The organism is Paraclostridium bifermentans (assembly GCF_019916025.1).
Taxonomy (GTDB): domain Bacteria; phylum Bacillota; class Clostridia; order Peptostreptococcales; family Peptostreptococcaceae; genus Paraclostridium; species Paraclostridium bifermentans.
In genome coordinates this window covers 646,002-661,274 of record NZ_CP079737.1, presented here as the reverse complement: position 1 = coordinate 661,274, position 15,273 = coordinate 646,002, and the positions used below count along the sequence as shown (strand labels likewise).

The following is a 15,273-nucleotide window of genomic DNA, read 5'->3' as shown; positions in this document are numbered from 1 at the left end:
ACTCCTTCTCTTTTTCTTACTTTTTATACCTTAATAATAAGCTTTAAGTCTTACATAACACTTTCATAAAGTCTTACACTTTCGTAAGAAACAAAGAAAATTTACTACCTTCACCTTTTTGAGATGATACAATTATATTTCCACCTTGGCTTTCAAGTATTTTTCTACTTAAATAAAGTCCAACCCCTGAGCCTTCTAAGTCTTGGACTTCTTCACTTCTATAAAATCTTTTAAAAATATTATTAAATTCATTTTTATCAATTCCAATTCCATTATCTTTTATATCAATTCTTATAAAATTTATAGCATCTTGAACATATATATCTATTTTCCCTTTTAAGTTAGTATATTTAACTGCATTATCTAAAATATTAAATATACATTCTTCCGTCCACTTCGAATCATGAGGTACTATTTTATCATCAAAATCATTTAAATTAATAGATATAAATTTATTAATAGCTTTGGGCTTTACACTTTCTATAGCCTTAATAATTGTGGCTTTTATATTTTTATTTTCTTTTTTTATACTTATCATACTTGTTTCTAATCTCGATATATTTACCAAAGACTCAATGAGGCTTTGTAATTTATTTATATACATACCACTTGTTTTCAAAAACTCTTTCCTATCTTCCTCCTCTAAATCTTCTTCTAATAATAATGAATTATATAATTTTAAAGACGCTAATGGAGTTTTAAGTTGATGTGATATATCAGTTACTAGCTCTTTTATATTTTCTTTTTCTTTATCTAAATTTTTAATTTTGGTATTTATACTTTTTGATAATTTATTTAAATCCGAATGAATTATATTGAATATACCTTCTTCTTTAAAATCATCTTTTATATTGTACTTTCCATGAATTATACATTCTATATTTTTACTCACTTTATCTAATTTATTAAATACATATTTCATCAAATTGCACATTATTAATATTATTAATATTATGATTCCTACAAAAACAATTAAATTATTTACCAGGAAATACTTTATATGTTGTTGAAAATTTATATTTTCTATCATTTTATAATTTTTATCATATCCATATTTTTTCAATACCTTCTCGCCTAAATCACTGTAATCTTTATCATTAATATATATACTATTTACTATATCTGCCTCAAGCTCTGGATGTTCACTTACTATAGATCCTACAATTTTTTTATTTATATTTAATTGTTCTAAGTATATATTTTTAAAATTATTATATTGATTTATGCTAAATATAAATAAAATTGTTATTAATCCTATCCCCATATATATAGATATACGCTTTACAATTGGTTCTCTTCTTAATAGATCTATCATTTTTTCATACACCTCTTTTCAAAAGTGTATCCAATCCCTCTTATATTTTTTATGAATTTAGGATTAGATGGATTATCTTCAACCTTTTGTCTAAGTCTTCTTATATTTACAGCTACAGTATTTTCATCTACATAATTTCCATCAATATCCCACAAAGCTTCCATCAATTGTTCTTTAGTTATAGTTTGACATGAGTTTTCCATTAAATATTTAAGTAACTTACTTTCGTTTTTGCTAAGAATTATTTCATTTTCTTCTTTTGTAAGCTTGCTATCTACATAGTTAAAAGTTATGCCATCACAACTTATACAAGTTTCATTACTAGAGTTTCCAATCCTCTTCATAATTGCATTTACTTTAGATATTAAAATAATTAAACTAAATGGTTTTGTAATGTAATCATCTGCTCCAACATCATACCCTGTAACTATATCAACTTCTTGGTCTAATGCAGTTAGCATTATTATATGAACATCACTTATAGTTCTTATATATTCACAAAACGCAAACCCATCTCCATCAGGAAGTCCAATATCAGATATAATCAAATCAATTTTTTCATTTAAAAATATATCTTTAGCTTCTTTTATACTAAATGTTGTAAATACTTTATATCCTTCTCTTTTTAATTTAAAACTTATCCCCCTATTTAAAGACCTATCATCCTCTAATAATAAAATATATCCCATAAAACGCTCCTTTATATTATCCTTTTACATATATTTTACTATGAAATCATTACAAACAAAAAGAAGTTATCTAAAAATAGATAACTTCTTTTTCTATTAGCGAACTCTTTTCAATTCAACTTTATTTCTATGACCTATAGTTATAGGAACTTTCTCAACTTCTACTATACTTGTATCTATCCCAAACCATTTTGATGGTGAAACTGTTACTCTTTTTATAATCACTTTAAAACTCATTATAAGACTATCCCATTTTGAAAGATTACTTTCATTAGATAATGCTTCTTCAATTAATACAAATTTAAAATCTCCTACATTTTTATCTTGGCTATTGTCCAACATGTATTCTTTAGGCGTAAATTCTAATTCTCCTGTTGATATTAAATTTTGTATAACTTCTCTTAGAAAAACATTTATTCTTTGGCTAACTCTAAACCCAAGTTGAAATTCTATACTGAATATTTTATTTGGCTTTATTGTAAATACTTTATAGTTCATTGTATATGGCTCATCAGTTACTTTAACATGGATAAACCAATAATACTTAGAACGCTTTGGTCTCTTATTAAATATAGAATGTAGTATCTTATTTTCCACATATTTTCTATTTTGTGATTGAGTCAAATAAACTGTATGTGTTGCATAAATAGGTAACTCTGTATCTTTATCTATAGCTTCAAATTTATCTAAGTGATCAGAAATTTTACTATACTGACTATATTTTTGCTTTATATGAGTTCCATGTATCCAAGTATACATTATGAATATTATTATCAATCCTATACATAATGTTATATATCCACCTCTAAAGAACTTAAATAAATTCGCATATAAAAAGCTCAGTTCAATACATCCAAATACTATTAATACTACGATGCTTAACTTTGGTTTTCTTCTATTGTATCTTTGGTACTGTGATAATAGTATTGTTGTCATTAACATAGTTACTGTAATTGCAAGCCCATATGCAGCTTCCATATTTTCAGATTTCTTGAAATACAATACTAGTAATATACAACCTATCCCTAATATATAATTTATTGCAGGTATATATATTTGGCCTTTTTCTTCATTAGGATATCTAACTCTTAACCTTGGAAATAAATTTAACTTTATAGCCTCTGATATTAAAGTAAATGATCCTGAAATCAATGCTTGACTAGCTATAATTGCTGCTAATGTAGCAATTATAACCCCAGGCATAATAAAACTTTGTGGCATTATCAAGAAAAATGGATTTTGAGTTATTTGTTCTCCATTTCTAGAAATTAACCAAGCCCCTTGCCCTAAGTAATTAAAAACTAAGCATGTTTTTACAAAAGTCCATGTATAATATATATTTTTTCTTCCACAATGACCTAAGTCTGAATAAAGTGCTTCTGCTCCTGTTGTACAAAGAAAAACAGCGCCTAAAATATATGTGCTTTTAGGACTTTCAATTAATAGATTTATAGCATAATAAGGATTTAATGCCTTAATTATATAAGGATTTTGTACTATTTGGCTAACTCCAAGTATAGCTAACATACTAAACCAAACAAACATCATCGGTCCAAACAATTTACCAATCTTAGCTGTTCCAAATTTTTGGAATGAAAATAAAAATATTAAAATAAATATGACTGTAATAACTACAGTCTTTGTACTTAACGTCCATATTAAATTCAACCCTTCAATAGCTGAGGTAACTGTAACAGGGGGAGTAATCATACCATCTGCTAAAAGTGCAGCTCCACCTATAACAGCTGGAACAATCAGCCATTTAGCTCTTTTTCTAACTAAAGTATATAAGGAAAATATTCCTCCCTCTCCATTATTATCTGCTTTAAGGGTCAATATAACATACTTTATAGTTGTTTGAAGGGTTAAAGTCCAAAAAACAAGTGATACACCACCTAATACTAATTCATTAGAGATGTATCCACCGTTAGTAGCCAATATAGCTTTCATAACATATAATGGCGATGTTCCTATATCTCCATATACAATTCCTAAAGCTACTAACAGTGATGCTATACTAACTTTTTTACTGCTGCTCATATCGAGATTCCTTTCATAAATAAGTAATTAATAAGTTGAACATATTATATTCTCATTGTCATTTATTGTCTATCTTTATATGAAGCTATTTATTAATAACTTATTATCAAATACAGCAGTATTTTCTTAAATTATATATCTTCCTTATATTTTCCTATATAATTCTCATGTTTTTATTTATGATTATCACAATATGCATTAATTCCATCACTTAAAAATTGAGCTAATCCTGATTTATACTTATCTATATTTTTTGTAAATCTCTCATCTGCTACATACATTATTCCTAAGCCTTTAAAGATCTCTATTGTACAATCATAAAAGTTTTCACTTATATGATTTCTCCATTTTTCAATGACAATTTGCACTTCTTCATCTGCAGGAGATTTATCCATCAATTGTGCCAATTCTTCATAAATTTTATTAGCTTCGTCGCTTATTTTCTTCCAATCGTTTTCGCCATATGAACTAGTTTTTTCTTTACATTCACTATAAGCATCACTATCCCCATACTTTCTCTTTGTTTCATCTTTATATTTTTCCTCGTGCTGTTTAATTTTTTCATAATCAAATACCTTAAAATCTTTTTTACTCATAGTCTTATTTCCTCCTAAGTCATTTATTTGTTCATCAATAGATTGAATTATATTATTTAATCTGTTTCTTTTTTCTAATATCAATTCTTTTTGAAATGATAAAACTTCTTTCTTGTTTAAATTTTTATCATCTAAAATTTTTTTAATTTCATTCAATGGAAAATCCAATTCTTTAAGTGTTAAGATTTGATATAATCTTTTTATATCTTCATCGCTATATAGCCTATAGTTCTTTTCAGTTTTTTTACTAGGAATTAAAACTCCAATTTTATCATAATGGTGAAGCATTCTAATACTTACTCCACTTAGTTTCGAAACTTCATTTACTTTATACATATTTACCTCCTTAAAAATATATTAAGGTATTACATAGTGTTAGAGTCAATAATAATTTTAACCTATTTTTTACTTTCACAAAAGCATTTGTATCCCTATATTACATAAATTATACACAAAATTTAAGTAAGTATAATTTTCTTAAGCGTAAAAAATAGGATGCCTAAAAAGACATCCTAACTCATTTTTTATGCAGCTTTTTCTTGTTCTACGTTCTCTTCATTAAACTCTAATACATCTAACTTTTTAGCTACTAGCTTAGTAGTACTAGCTTGAACTATTAAAGTTATTAGAATTGTCATAAATACTATTGAAGATATTATCTCATACCCTGGAACTTTCATCGATACCACTATCCCAGATAAGGCAGCGGGGATAACTCCAGTTTCTCTTACCCACATCATAAATAACTTATCGTTTATTTTCCATTTAGCTTTAATATCAAATACTGTACAAATTAATACTACTAGTGGTCTTGCAATAAACATTAAAACTAATACTACTATTAAAGAAGGTAACCAATATTGAGATAGTGCTCCTAAATCAACATGTGTACCTAATACAACAAATATTGACATACGGCATAAAGATGCTACACTTTCTCTAAAGTGATGTTCAGATTGGAAAGATTCTTCAGGAACCCATAATCCAAATAATTTTTTATTTCCAGCTATAAGCCCAACTATAAATACCGCCATATATCCACTTCCATGTAAGTATGTTGCTATTTCATAAGCTAATATAACTTTAAGTATAGATATTATAGGTGCATATGAATGGAATATTCCCCATTTATTATCACATATAAGAACTGAGAATACATATCCAATAATAATTCCCACTATAACTCCTACAACAACTGCTACTAAGAGCTCTTTTGCACTTTCTCCGACTGAAAAGCTTCCTGATGTAACTATCGCAAGAAGTGTACTTACAATTATAGCTCCTACTGCATCGTTAAATGCAGACTCACTTACAACTGTTTGCTTTATTTTATCTTTTATAGTAACTTGCTTAAATACTGGTATAAGTGCTGCAGGGTCTGTTGATGCTATTATTCCTCCTACAAGTAAAGATGTCATTATTGGAAGTCCAAAAATTTTATTAGTAGCAAATCCTACTACTATAGTTGATATTACAACTCCTAAGGTTGCTAATAGCCCTACACTAACCTTTACTTTATTTAAAACTTTTAAATTAACTTCTCGGCCACCTTCATAAAGGATAAATGCCGATCCAAAAGTTAATATAAGATTATTTTCTATAGGAAATGAATCTACACTTATTAAGTTTAAAACTGCCGGTCCTATTATGATTCCTGCTATTAAGTATAGTATTACATCTGGTAATTTAAGCTTTTCACTTAATTTTCCTAATATGACTCCTATTACAACTATTGCTGAAAATATTATTAATAAATTATTGGTAGCAATAGCTTCTACTGTATTTTCCATATATATAACCTCCATCTATAATATAAATTAATTTATCTTATCAATTCCAAGTATTATTTTACTATTGCTTTTATCATAAGTAAAATAAATATTATAAGTGGTTATTATTTGTATTTTTAATGGTTATTTGAAACTTTCTATTAAACATATTTTTCTTAAACGTAAAAAAACTGATAGTAATGCTTTAATAAGTATCACTATCAGTTTTATATTTTAATTATTTAGATACATTACCTGCTACATTAAGGATATCCCATGTTCTTGCAAATGGTGGTGCATAACATAAATCTAGCATACCTAATTGACTAGTTGTTAATTTCCCAAATATAGATGCAGCTATTACATTACATCTTTGAACAGCATCTTTATATCCTGCAACTTGTCCTCCTAATATAACTTTTGTATCAGCATCATATACAAGCTTTACATACATTTTATTTCTTCCTGGATAATAATTAGTTTGGTTAAAGTCTGATATAAACTTAGATTTAACCTTTATTCCTAACTTTTCTGCTTGTACTTCTGTTAATCCTGTACATGCAGCTTCCATATCCATAATTTTTATACAACTAGATCCTAAAGACCCTTGGAAACTATTATTAGCTCCAGCTAAATTTTCTCCAACTATTCTTCCTAATTTATTAGCTCCTGTTGCAAGTGGAACATATGAATCTTGTCCTGTTACTATATTTTTTATAGTTGCACAGTCACCCGCTGCATATATGTCTTCTACTGAAGTTTTTCCAAATTCATCAACAATAATTGCTCCATTTGGTAGCATATTAACTTTACTATCTTTTAAAAATGCTGTATTCGGTCTTACTCCAGTTGCTATTATAACTAAATCTGCATCATATTCACCTTTATTTGTTATAACCTTTTTAACTTTTTCTTCTCCAACTAACTCACTAACTATTTCCTGTAATCTTAAATCAACATTATGATTTTTAATTTCTTCTTCTAATATATCAGTAAGTTCTTTGTCAAATACTTGAGGTAAAATTCTATCTTCTAGTTGGAATACCACTACTTCTTTCCCTAATTTTTTAGCTGCTTCAACTGCTTCAAGACCTATAAATCCTGCACCAATTATAGCAACTTTTTTTATTTCATCTCTATTCATTAGTTCTTTAACTTTTATACCATCATCTAAACTCTTTAATGTTGACACATTTTCAAGTTTAACATTTTTTATAGGAGGTATTATGCTGCTAGCTCCTGTTGCTATCATTAATTTATCATATGAATCTTCAAATATTTCTCCATTTTTTACATCTTGAACTTTTAATTTTTTTGAATCAGTATCAATTGAAGTTACTTCATGGAATATTTTTAAGTCTATTCCACTTTCAACAAACTTCTCAGGCGCTCTTGCTATCATATTTTGAGGATCATCGAAAAAACCGCCAACAAAATATGGAAGTCCACATGCTCCAAATGATACAACATCTGTTTTTTCATATACAACTACTTCATAATCAGGTTTCATTCTTTTTAATTTTGCAGCAGCACTCATTCCAGCTGCTACTCCACCAATAATTACAACTCTCATCTCTTTTCTCCTTAAAAAATAATGTATTTTAAATAAATTTCTTAATTTCTATATCTAGTTTTAAATTATAATATAGCAGTTACCCATTATTTATGATATATTAACACATTTCAATCATTTTTTCTACTTTTTTGAATTTTAAAATTTTATAAAAAAAGATACCCAGTTAAATTGGGTATCTCATAAATTATCTTCTAGATTTTTTAGTTGGTCTTCCTTTTTTAGACACTGTATTATCAACTTTTTTAGCTTTCGCTTGCTCGTGTCCTGGGAATATTATCTTTGGATCTTCTTCATTTTTTTTATATATAGTAAACTTAAATCCTATAGCTTGAACAAATTCTGCTCTTATAGCTTCGCATATAGCATTTGCAGTTTCTTTAGCATCTAATCCAGCATTTTCTAGTATAGAAACTTTAACTATTTCTCTAGCTTTTAACATATCTTCTAATTGATCTAAAAAGCTTTCTGTAACTCCTTCTTTACCTATTTGAGTTATAGGTTTTAAAGTGTTAGCAACAGATCTTAAGTATGCTCTTTGCTTACCTTTTAACATGTGTCCACCTCTTTACGTCTTTAATTAATTTTAATTATAGAATTCGAATTCTATATCGTATATCTTAACAGTATCTCCATCTTCTATGCCCATTTCTCTTAGCTTATCAAATACACCTTGAGATTCCATAGATTTTTGGAAGAACTGAACAGATTCCATATCTTCAAAGTTAACAGAGTACATTATTCTTCTTAAAGCTTTACCTGTAACAACATATACTCCATCTTCTATTTCAACTTCTAGTCCATCTTCAGTTTCTTGAACTAATTCTGGTCTATACATTTCTTCTTCAGTTACTAACTCAACGTCTTCAACTTCATTTAATAATTGAGCAACGTAAGCTATAACATCATCAATTCCTTGTCTTGTTGCTGCAGACATCTTGAATACTTTATATCCTCTTGACTCTAATTCAGTCTTAAAGTTTTCGAAGTTACTTTCATCTTCCATTATGTCTATTTTGTTAGCAACAACAACTTGAGGTCTAGTAGATAACTTTTCATTATATAACTTTAACTCATCATTTATTTTATCAAAATCTTCTAAAGCATCTCTGCCTTCTATTCCTGATATATCAACTATATGGATTAATACCTTAGTTCTTTCAACGTGTCTTAAGAAATCATGACCTAATCCTATACCTTCTGCAGCACCTTCTATAAGTCCTGGTATATCAGCAAGTACAAAACTTTCGCCAAACTTAGTTTGTACAACTCCTAAATTTGGTGTTAAAGTTGTGAAATGATAGTTAGCTATTTTTGGTTTAGCTTTAGTTACTACTGATAAAAATGTTGATTTACCTACATTTGGGAATCCTAATAAACCAACATCAGCTATCATTTTTAACTCTAATATTATCCACTTTTCTTCTCCATCAGTTCCTGATTTAGCAAATGCAGGAGCTTGTCTTATTGCATTGGCGAAGTGTTGATTTCCTCTTCCACCTCTTCCACCTTTTGCAACTACTGCTTCATCGCCTTCTTCTTTTAAGTCAGCTATTATAAGACCTGTTGCTTCGTCTCTTATTATTGTTCCTGGAGGAACTAATAAAACTAAATCTTCACCGTTTTTACCAGCTTGTCTTTTTTTAGTTCCATCTCCACCAGCTTGTGCAGAATACTTAGTTTGATATTTAAAATCCATTAATGTTCTTAATCCTGAATCAACTTTAAATATTATACTAGCTCCACGACCTCCGTCTCCTCCGTCTGGTCCTCCTGCTGGAACGTATTTTTCTTTTCTAAAAGATACTGATCCGTTACCACCGTTTCCAGCTTTTACAAGTATCCTAGCCTTATCTATAAACATATTAATTCACCTTCTTTTTTAAAGCTTTTTTATTTATATTTGCCACAATCTATAATATAAATTCTCTCCGAGCTATTTTAATCATTATATTTAAAAAAGGAGTGTATGAACACTCCTTTTTTTAGCGTATTACTCAGCAACTGGGTATACACTTACTTTTTTTCTTTTCTTGTCTTTTCTTTCGAATTTAACAGCACCGTCAACTAATGCGAATAAAGTATCATCTCCACCTTTACCTACGTTAGTTCCTGGATGTATCTTAGTTCCTCTTTGTCTAACTATTATACTTCCAGCAGTTACAACTTGTCCATCGAATCTCTTAACACCTAATCTTTTAGAAACAGAATCTCTACCGTTCTTAGAAGATCCTACCCCTTTTTTAGATGCAAGTAATTGTAAGTTCATTTTTAACATTCTGGAGTCACCTCCTACTTTTTTAGAATTTTTATATTTTTTGGGTATTCCCTTTTAATTTCACTAATAGCTAATTGAAAATGTTGTAGTAACAATTGAGCTTTGTCTAGATATTCATCTTTAACAATGCATTCAATGTGACCTTCTTGGCCTATAACTTTATCAAATTCAATTTTCTGCAATTTACTTAAAGAATTTATAACTGATAATGCATTGGATGTAACCGCAGCACATACAATATCAGAACCAAGTTCTGCATAGTCAGCATGTCCATTAAGACAAAAACCTTTAAGCATGAAATCGTCGTTTTGATAATATTTAACTTTTATCATGGCAATTACAATTAAGCGTTTATTTTTTCAACTACTAACTTAGTGTAAGCTTGACGATGTCCGTTCTTTCTTCTGTAGTCTTTTTTAGCTTTATATTTGAAAACTATAACTTTCTTAGCTTTACCTTGCTCTACAACTTTAGCAGTTACAGATGCACCATCAACAGTTGGAGCTCCAACTACTAAGTTTCCATCTTTAGAACAAGCTAATACTTCGTTTAAAGTAACTACATCACCTTCGTTAGCGTTTAACTTCTCTACGAAGATTACATCACCTTCAGCAACTTTGTATTGCTTTCCTCCAGTTTTAACTATAGCGTACATAAATACACCTCCTCGGTCTCAAACTCGCCAATACAAGGTACTCATAAGAGATTTCCAAACCTTTATTGAGCGGCACTACATTTATAAATAATACTATAATTTATATAAACTGTCAACTAACTATTAAAAATAATATTCATATTTTCATGCTGAATTTCAGCTTTTTTATCTATATTTATTTTTACATTGTATTTCTTGCTTATATTATCAATTTTATCTTTATAATTTTTATCTATTTCATCTGAAACATAAGGATTTAATTCTATTTTAACTTGTCTATACGAAGTATGTTCTTTTATTCTCATTACTTCCTTTTCTATTTCGTCTAAAATTCTATTAATCGACTTTATACTTTCTCCAGTTTTACATACAAAACATTGGCTAAGGTAGTAATTATCTATGGAATCTTTTTCTCTTCTTCTAGCAATTTCAACTAATCCAAGTTTTGTCATCCCCATAACATTTGTTTTCCTTCTATCTTTATCCGTTTCTTTGCTTAAAACTTCTAATAGATTTTTTTTGTATTCATTTTTTTGCATATCTATAAAATCTACAATAATTATTCCTGCTATATCCCTAATCCTTAGAAGTTTAGAAATTTCTATAGCTGCTTCTAAGTTAGTTTGATATATTGTTTCTTCTAAATTAGAATTTCCAGTAAATTTTCCTGTGTTAACATCTATCACTGTCAAAGCTTCAGTCTTATCTATTATTAAATATCCACCACTTTTTAGCCATACTTTTCTATTTAAACATTTATCTATCTGAGATTGGACTGAATGTAGGTCAAATACATCCTTATTATTTTCTAATAATAATTTATCTTTATAATTCTTATCAATATGTCCTAGTATATTTTTTAGTTCTTCGTACTTATCATTATTATTCACAATAATTTTTAAAACACTGTCATTTACATTATCTTTTACATACTTAGATGCAAAATCAAGATCCTTGTATAAAAGTTTAGGTCCTATTCCTAACTTATATTCTTTTAAAACTCTGTTGTATTTTTCTTTTAAATCTAATATATCTTGTTCAATTTCCTCTTTTGAACATCCTACCGCTTCAGTTCTTATAATACCTGTGAACTCTTCATCAACGCCTTGAACTATTTTTTTTAATCTAAATCTCTCTTTTTCTAATTTTATTTTATTTGATATAGTAAGCCTATCATTTGACGGTATATAAACTAAGTATCTTCCTGCAAAACTTATTTCAGTATTAAGCTTTGCACCTTTTGTTCCTATAGCTTCTTTATTTACTTGAACCAAAATATCTTGTCCACATTTGACCTCTTCATTTTTCTTCATGCTTAAATATGCAAGCTTGTCACTTCCAATATCAACAAAATAAGCTTCTATACCTTTTAACGCCTTTTTTACAACACCTCTATAAATATTAGAAACATTTTTACTCGAATTACTCTCTATAAAAAGTTCACTTAATTTTCCATCTTCTAAAACAGCTACCTTTTGAGAATTAACCAATGACTCTATAACAATATTTTTCAAAAGCTCACTTCCTATCCTCTTTCTTATTTTTTTAATGTCTATCTATTTACTTATATCATTAGGTACAAAACTTGGGTATAGTGTGTATGTTGACGTAACACTTACGTGCTAAACACGTCGTGTGAAGGAAACATACATACTATACCCAAGTCATAGGTACCCTTGATTTTAGAAAAGAGGTGGACATCCGTCCACCTCTTTCCTACATTGGAGTTACTAACTCTCCATCTTTAACTATATATAATTCTCTTCTTAATATATCTACATCTAATGGATCAATATCTAGTTCAAATACTTCTAACATTTTAGGTATAAATATATTAGTATTTAAATTTGCCTTAGATCCTGTAGCCATAGTTGATTCTAAAGTTATAACTCTATCTTCAACATCTATAACATCAAAATTCTTTATCATAGGTCGGATGTTAACTTCTACAGTTTTTCCTTTTTTATTTTTCTTGCTTATTATAATTTCTTCTTTATTCATTAACTCTGCTACTTTAGTTTTTATAAACTCTTTAGATAGTTCCTTATCTACTTCCATAGTAAACATATATTCACCATATTCTATAGTAGATGCTAATGATGGAACTTCTTTAGTTATTTCCTTTGCATTTATAAATTTTATACCATCCGGCATAGCAGTGTTTATTTTTTCCATAAACTCAGTAGCGCTTAAATCTTCTTCTATTTCAACGTCTAAGTACTCCCCTTGACTTTCTGTACCAAGTGCTAGTGCATGTCCATAACTCATCTTAGGGTGTGGGTTAAATCCTTGAGAATATGATAATTGTATTTCAGCTCTTCTAAAAGCTCTTTGTAATAATCTTTGTAAATCAAGGTGAGAGATATATATCATGTCATTTTCTTTTTTAAATTTACATCTTATTATTTTACTCATAATTAGCACATCCCCTTTCCTATAGTATGAGTGTTTATTCCACATCCATTACATTTATGTCTACAATCAACTGTTACTTTTTCTTGCTTTGATTGCTCATTTTCTCTAATTAAGAACTTTTTATTAACTCCAACATCTAAATGATCCCAAGGGAATACTTCTTCATAATCTCTTTCTCTATTTGCATAGAAAGCTATTTCAAGATTATTATTTTTCATTGCTTCTTCCCATATCTCTAGCTTAAAGTGTTCAGCCCATCCATCAAACTTAGCACCAGCTTTATACGCATCGTATATAACCTTACCTAGTTTTCTATCTCCTCTAGCAATAACTGCTTCCATTAAACTAGTTTTTGAATCATGATAGTTGTATTTTATATTTCCATTCTTTAATTTTTTAACTAAATGTCTTTGCTTTTCTCTAACTTGCTCTGTAGTATCTTGTCCATGCCATTGGAATGGTGTAAAAGGCTTAGGAACAAATGTTGAAGTACTAACAGTTACTCCAAATGCTCTTCTTAATTTACCACCATTAACGTCTCTGTATATATCTATAACTTTATAAGCAAGATTTGCTATTCCATCTAAATCATCATATGTTTCAGTTGGAAGTCCTATCATAAAGTATAATTTTACACTATTCCATCCCATTTCAAATGCTTTTCTTGTAGCATTTTCTAGGTCTTCTTCTGTTACCCCTTTATTTATAACGTCTCTCATTCTTTGAGTTCCAGCTTCTGGAGCAAAAGTAAGTCCTGATTTTCTTACTTGTTGTATTTTCTCAGCTATTTCCATAGAGAAGTTATCTAATCTAAGAGAAGGTAAAGATATACCTATATTTTTAGACGCATATTCTTCTACTAAGTAATCTGTAAGCTCTGATAAATTACTATAATCACTCGTACTTAATGAAGATAATGATATTTCATCATATCCAGTATTTTTAACTAACTTTTCTAGTATTTCTTTTAATCTATCTAAGCTCTTTTCTCTTATAGGTCTATATATCATACCAGCCTGACAGAATCTACATCCTCTTGTACATCCTCTAAATAATTCTAAAACTATTCTATCATGTACAGTATCTATAAATGGTACTATAAGTTTTTCTGGATACTCTACTAAGTCCATATCTTTAATTATTCTTTTATGAGGGTTTTGAGGTACTCCCTCTATATTAGCTTTAACTTCTTTTATAGTGTTATCTTCATTGTAAGATACATCATAGAATTTCGGTATGTATACACCCTCTATGTTAGCTATATCTAATAAGAACTCATCTCTAGTAGTCTTATTTTTCTTCCATTCTTTATATCTATTAACTATTTCTAAGTTAACTTCTTCCCCTTCTCCTAACACAACTATATCAACAAAATCTGCCATAGGTTCTGGATTATAGGCACAAGGTCCTCCAACTAATATAAATGGATCATCTAACTTTCTATCTTTAGCAAGTATTTCAACTTTTGCTAAATCCATCATATTTAAAATATTAGTATATGATAATTCATATTGAAGTGTAAAAGCTAAAAAGTCAAAATTAGTTATAGCTTCTCTTGACTCTAGTGCAAATAAAGGAATATTATTTTCGCGCATTTTTTCTTCCATATCTACACTTGGAGCATATACTCTTTCACAAAATACATCTTCATCTCTATTTATAACGTCATATAATATATGACTACCTAAATGGCTCATTCCTACTTCATAAAGATCAGGGAAACAATGAGCATATCTTATAAGATTTTCATTTGTTGTATCTTTATGTATCGAATTTACTTCATTTCCTAAATATCTAGCAGGTTTTTCAACCTTTTTAAGAATCCTCTTCAAGTCTACTTTTTTATTCATAAAAATCCTCCGTAAGTTTATTTCAGTATATAAACATAAATATTATTATACACGATATAATAAGATGTATCAAAATATAATTACTTATATATT

At 28.5% G+C, this 15,273-nt stretch carries 14 protein-coding genes; all 14 read right to left on the bottom strand.

Going from position 1 to position 15,273, the window contains the following annotated elements:
• Positions 1–73: 73 nt before the first annotated feature.
• The 14 genes from KXZ80_RS03240 to KXZ80_RS03175 all read right to left on the bottom strand — a co-directional run bounded on the left by KXZ80_RS03240 (position 74) and on the right by KXZ80_RS03175 (position 15,180).
• Entirely contained in the window at positions 74–1,315 is a 1,242-nt protein-coding gene (locus tag KXZ80_RS03240) for a sensor histidine kinase (protein WP_021432060.1), read from the bottom strand.
• Entirely contained in the window at positions 1,312–2,004 is a 693-nt protein-coding gene (locus tag KXZ80_RS03235) for a response regulator transcription factor (protein WP_021432059.1), read from the bottom strand. Before KXZ80_RS03235 ends, KXZ80_RS03240 begins: the two co-directional genes overlap by 4 nt.
• 96 nt (positions 2,005–2,100) lie before the next feature.
• Positions 2,101–4,044, bottom strand: a complete 1,944-nt coding sequence (locus KXZ80_RS03230; RefSeq protein WP_021432058.1) for a KUP/HAK/KT family potassium transporter — start codon at positions 4,042–4,044, stop codon at positions 2,101–2,103.
• Between the two features lie 173 nt (positions 4,045–4,217).
• The gene (locus KXZ80_RS03225; protein ID WP_021432057.1) at positions 4,218–4,976 is read right to left on the bottom strand and encodes a MerR family transcriptional regulator; all 759 of its coding nucleotides are present in this window, start codon (positions 4,974–4,976) and stop codon (positions 4,218–4,220) included.
• A gap of 188 nt (positions 4,977–5,164) precedes the next feature.
• Positions 5,165–6,430, bottom strand: coding sequence for a cation:proton antiporter (locus KXZ80_RS03220; RefSeq protein WP_021432056.1), 1,266 nt, complete (start codon positions 6,428–6,430; stop codon positions 5,165–5,167).
• Between the two features lie 217 nt (positions 6,431–6,647).
• Positions 6,648–7,982 (bottom strand): CoA-disulfide reductase, encoded by a 1,335-nt coding sequence (locus KXZ80_RS03215; protein ID WP_021432055.1) that lies wholly within the window; start codon positions 7,980–7,982, stop codon positions 6,648–6,650.
• Between the two features lie 187 nt (positions 7,983–8,169).
• The gene (locus tag KXZ80_RS03210; RefSeq protein ID WP_021432054.1) at positions 8,170–8,538 is read right to left on the bottom strand and encodes a YhbY family RNA-binding protein; all 369 of its coding nucleotides are present in this window, start codon (positions 8,536–8,538) and stop codon (positions 8,170–8,172) included.
• Positions 8,539–8,568: 30 nt separating this feature from the next.
• Complete coding sequence (obgE, locus tag KXZ80_RS03205; RefSeq protein WP_021432053.1) at positions 8,569–9,846, bottom strand: GTPase ObgE; 1,278 nt, start codon at positions 9,844–9,846, stop codon at positions 8,569–8,571.
• 129 nt (positions 9,847–9,975) lie between these two features.
• Positions 9,976–10,260 carry a 50S ribosomal protein L27 gene (gene rpmA / locus KXZ80_RS03200; RefSeq protein WP_021428632.1) on the bottom strand — a complete coding sequence of 95 codons (285 nt, stop codon included), beginning with the start codon at positions 10,258–10,260 and terminating at the stop codon, positions 9,976–9,978.
• A gap of 14 nt (positions 10,261–10,274) precedes the next feature.
• Positions 10,275–10,592, bottom strand: a complete 318-nt coding sequence (locus tag KXZ80_RS03195) for a ribosomal-processing cysteine protease Prp (protein WP_025162085.1) — start codon at positions 10,590–10,592, stop codon at positions 10,275–10,277.
• An 11-nt stretch (positions 10,593–10,603) separates the two neighbouring features.
• Positions 10,604–10,915 (bottom strand): 50S ribosomal protein L21, encoded by a 312-nt coding sequence (gene rplU / locus KXZ80_RS03190; protein ID WP_021428602.1) that lies wholly within the window; start codon positions 10,913–10,915, stop codon positions 10,604–10,606.
• Between the two features lie 116 nt (positions 10,916–11,031).
• The gene (locus tag KXZ80_RS03185) at positions 11,032–12,429 is read right to left on the bottom strand and encodes an Rne/Rng family ribonuclease (RefSeq protein ID WP_021432052.1); all 1,398 of its coding nucleotides are present in this window, start codon (positions 12,427–12,429) and stop codon (positions 11,032–11,034) included.
• 202 nt (positions 12,430–12,631) lie between these two features.
• On the bottom strand, positions 12,632–13,330 hold the full coding sequence (locus tag KXZ80_RS03180; RefSeq protein WP_021432051.1) for a TIGR03936 family radical SAM-associated protein: 699 nt from the start codon (positions 13,328–13,330) through the stop codon (positions 12,632–12,634).
• A 2-nt stretch (positions 13,331–13,332) separates the two neighbouring features.
• Positions 13,333–15,180, bottom strand: coding sequence for a TIGR03960 family B12-binding radical SAM protein (locus KXZ80_RS03175; protein WP_021432050.1), 1,848 nt, complete (start codon positions 15,178–15,180; stop codon positions 13,333–13,335).
• Between the last annotated feature and the right edge of the window lie 93 nt (positions 15,181–15,273).

What these genes read in the sequence shown, in the direction of transcription:
- KXZ80_RS03240 (WP_021432060.1), bottom strand. Translation starts at nt 1,315, where the DNA reads ATGATAGATCTATTAAGAAGAGAACCAATTGTAAAGCGTATATCTATA.
- KXZ80_RS03235 (WP_021432059.1), bottom strand. Translation starts at nt 2,004, where the DNA reads ATGGGATATATTTTATTATTAGAGGATGATAGGTCTTTAAATAGGGGG.
- KXZ80_RS03230 (WP_021432058.1), bottom strand. Translation starts at nt 4,044, where the DNA reads ATGAGCAGCAGTAAAAAAGTTAGTATAGCATCACTGTTAGTAGCTTTA.
- KXZ80_RS03225 (WP_021432057.1), bottom strand. Translation starts at nt 4,976, where the DNA reads ATGTATAAAGTAAATGAAGTTTCGAAACTAAGTGGAGTAAGTATTAGA.
- KXZ80_RS03220 (WP_021432056.1), bottom strand. Translation starts at nt 6,430, where the DNA reads ATGGAAAATACAGTAGAAGCTATTGCTACCAATAATTTATTAATAATA.
- KXZ80_RS03215 (WP_021432055.1), bottom strand. Translation starts at nt 7,982, where the DNA reads ATGAGAGTTGTAATTATTGGTGGAGTAGCAGCTGGAATGAGTGCTGCT.
- KXZ80_RS03210 (WP_021432054.1), bottom strand. Translation starts at nt 8,538, where the DNA reads ATGTTAAAAGGTAAGCAAAGAGCATACTTAAGATCTGTTGCTAACACT.
- obgE (WP_021432053.1), bottom strand. Translation starts at nt 9,846, where the DNA reads ATGTTTATAGATAAGGCTAGGATACTTGTAAAAGCTGGAAACGGTGGT.
- rpmA (WP_021428632.1), bottom strand. Translation starts at nt 10,260, where the DNA reads ATGTTAAAAATGAACTTACAATTACTTGCATCTAAAAAAGGGGTAGGA.
- KXZ80_RS03195 (WP_025162085.1), bottom strand. Translation starts at nt 10,592, where the DNA reads ATGATAAAAGTTAAATATTATCAAAACGACGATTTCATGCTTAAAGGT.
- rplU (WP_021428602.1), bottom strand. Translation starts at nt 10,915, where the DNA reads ATGTACGCTATAGTTAAAACTGGAGGAAAGCAATACAAAGTTGCTGAA.
- KXZ80_RS03180 (WP_021432051.1), bottom strand. Translation starts at nt 13,330, where the DNA reads ATGAGTAAAATAATAAGATGTAAATTTAAAAAAGAAAATGACATGATA.
- KXZ80_RS03175 (WP_021432050.1), bottom strand. Translation starts at nt 15,180, where the DNA reads ATGAATAAAAAAGTAGACTTGAAGAGGATTCTTAAAAAGGTTGAAAAA.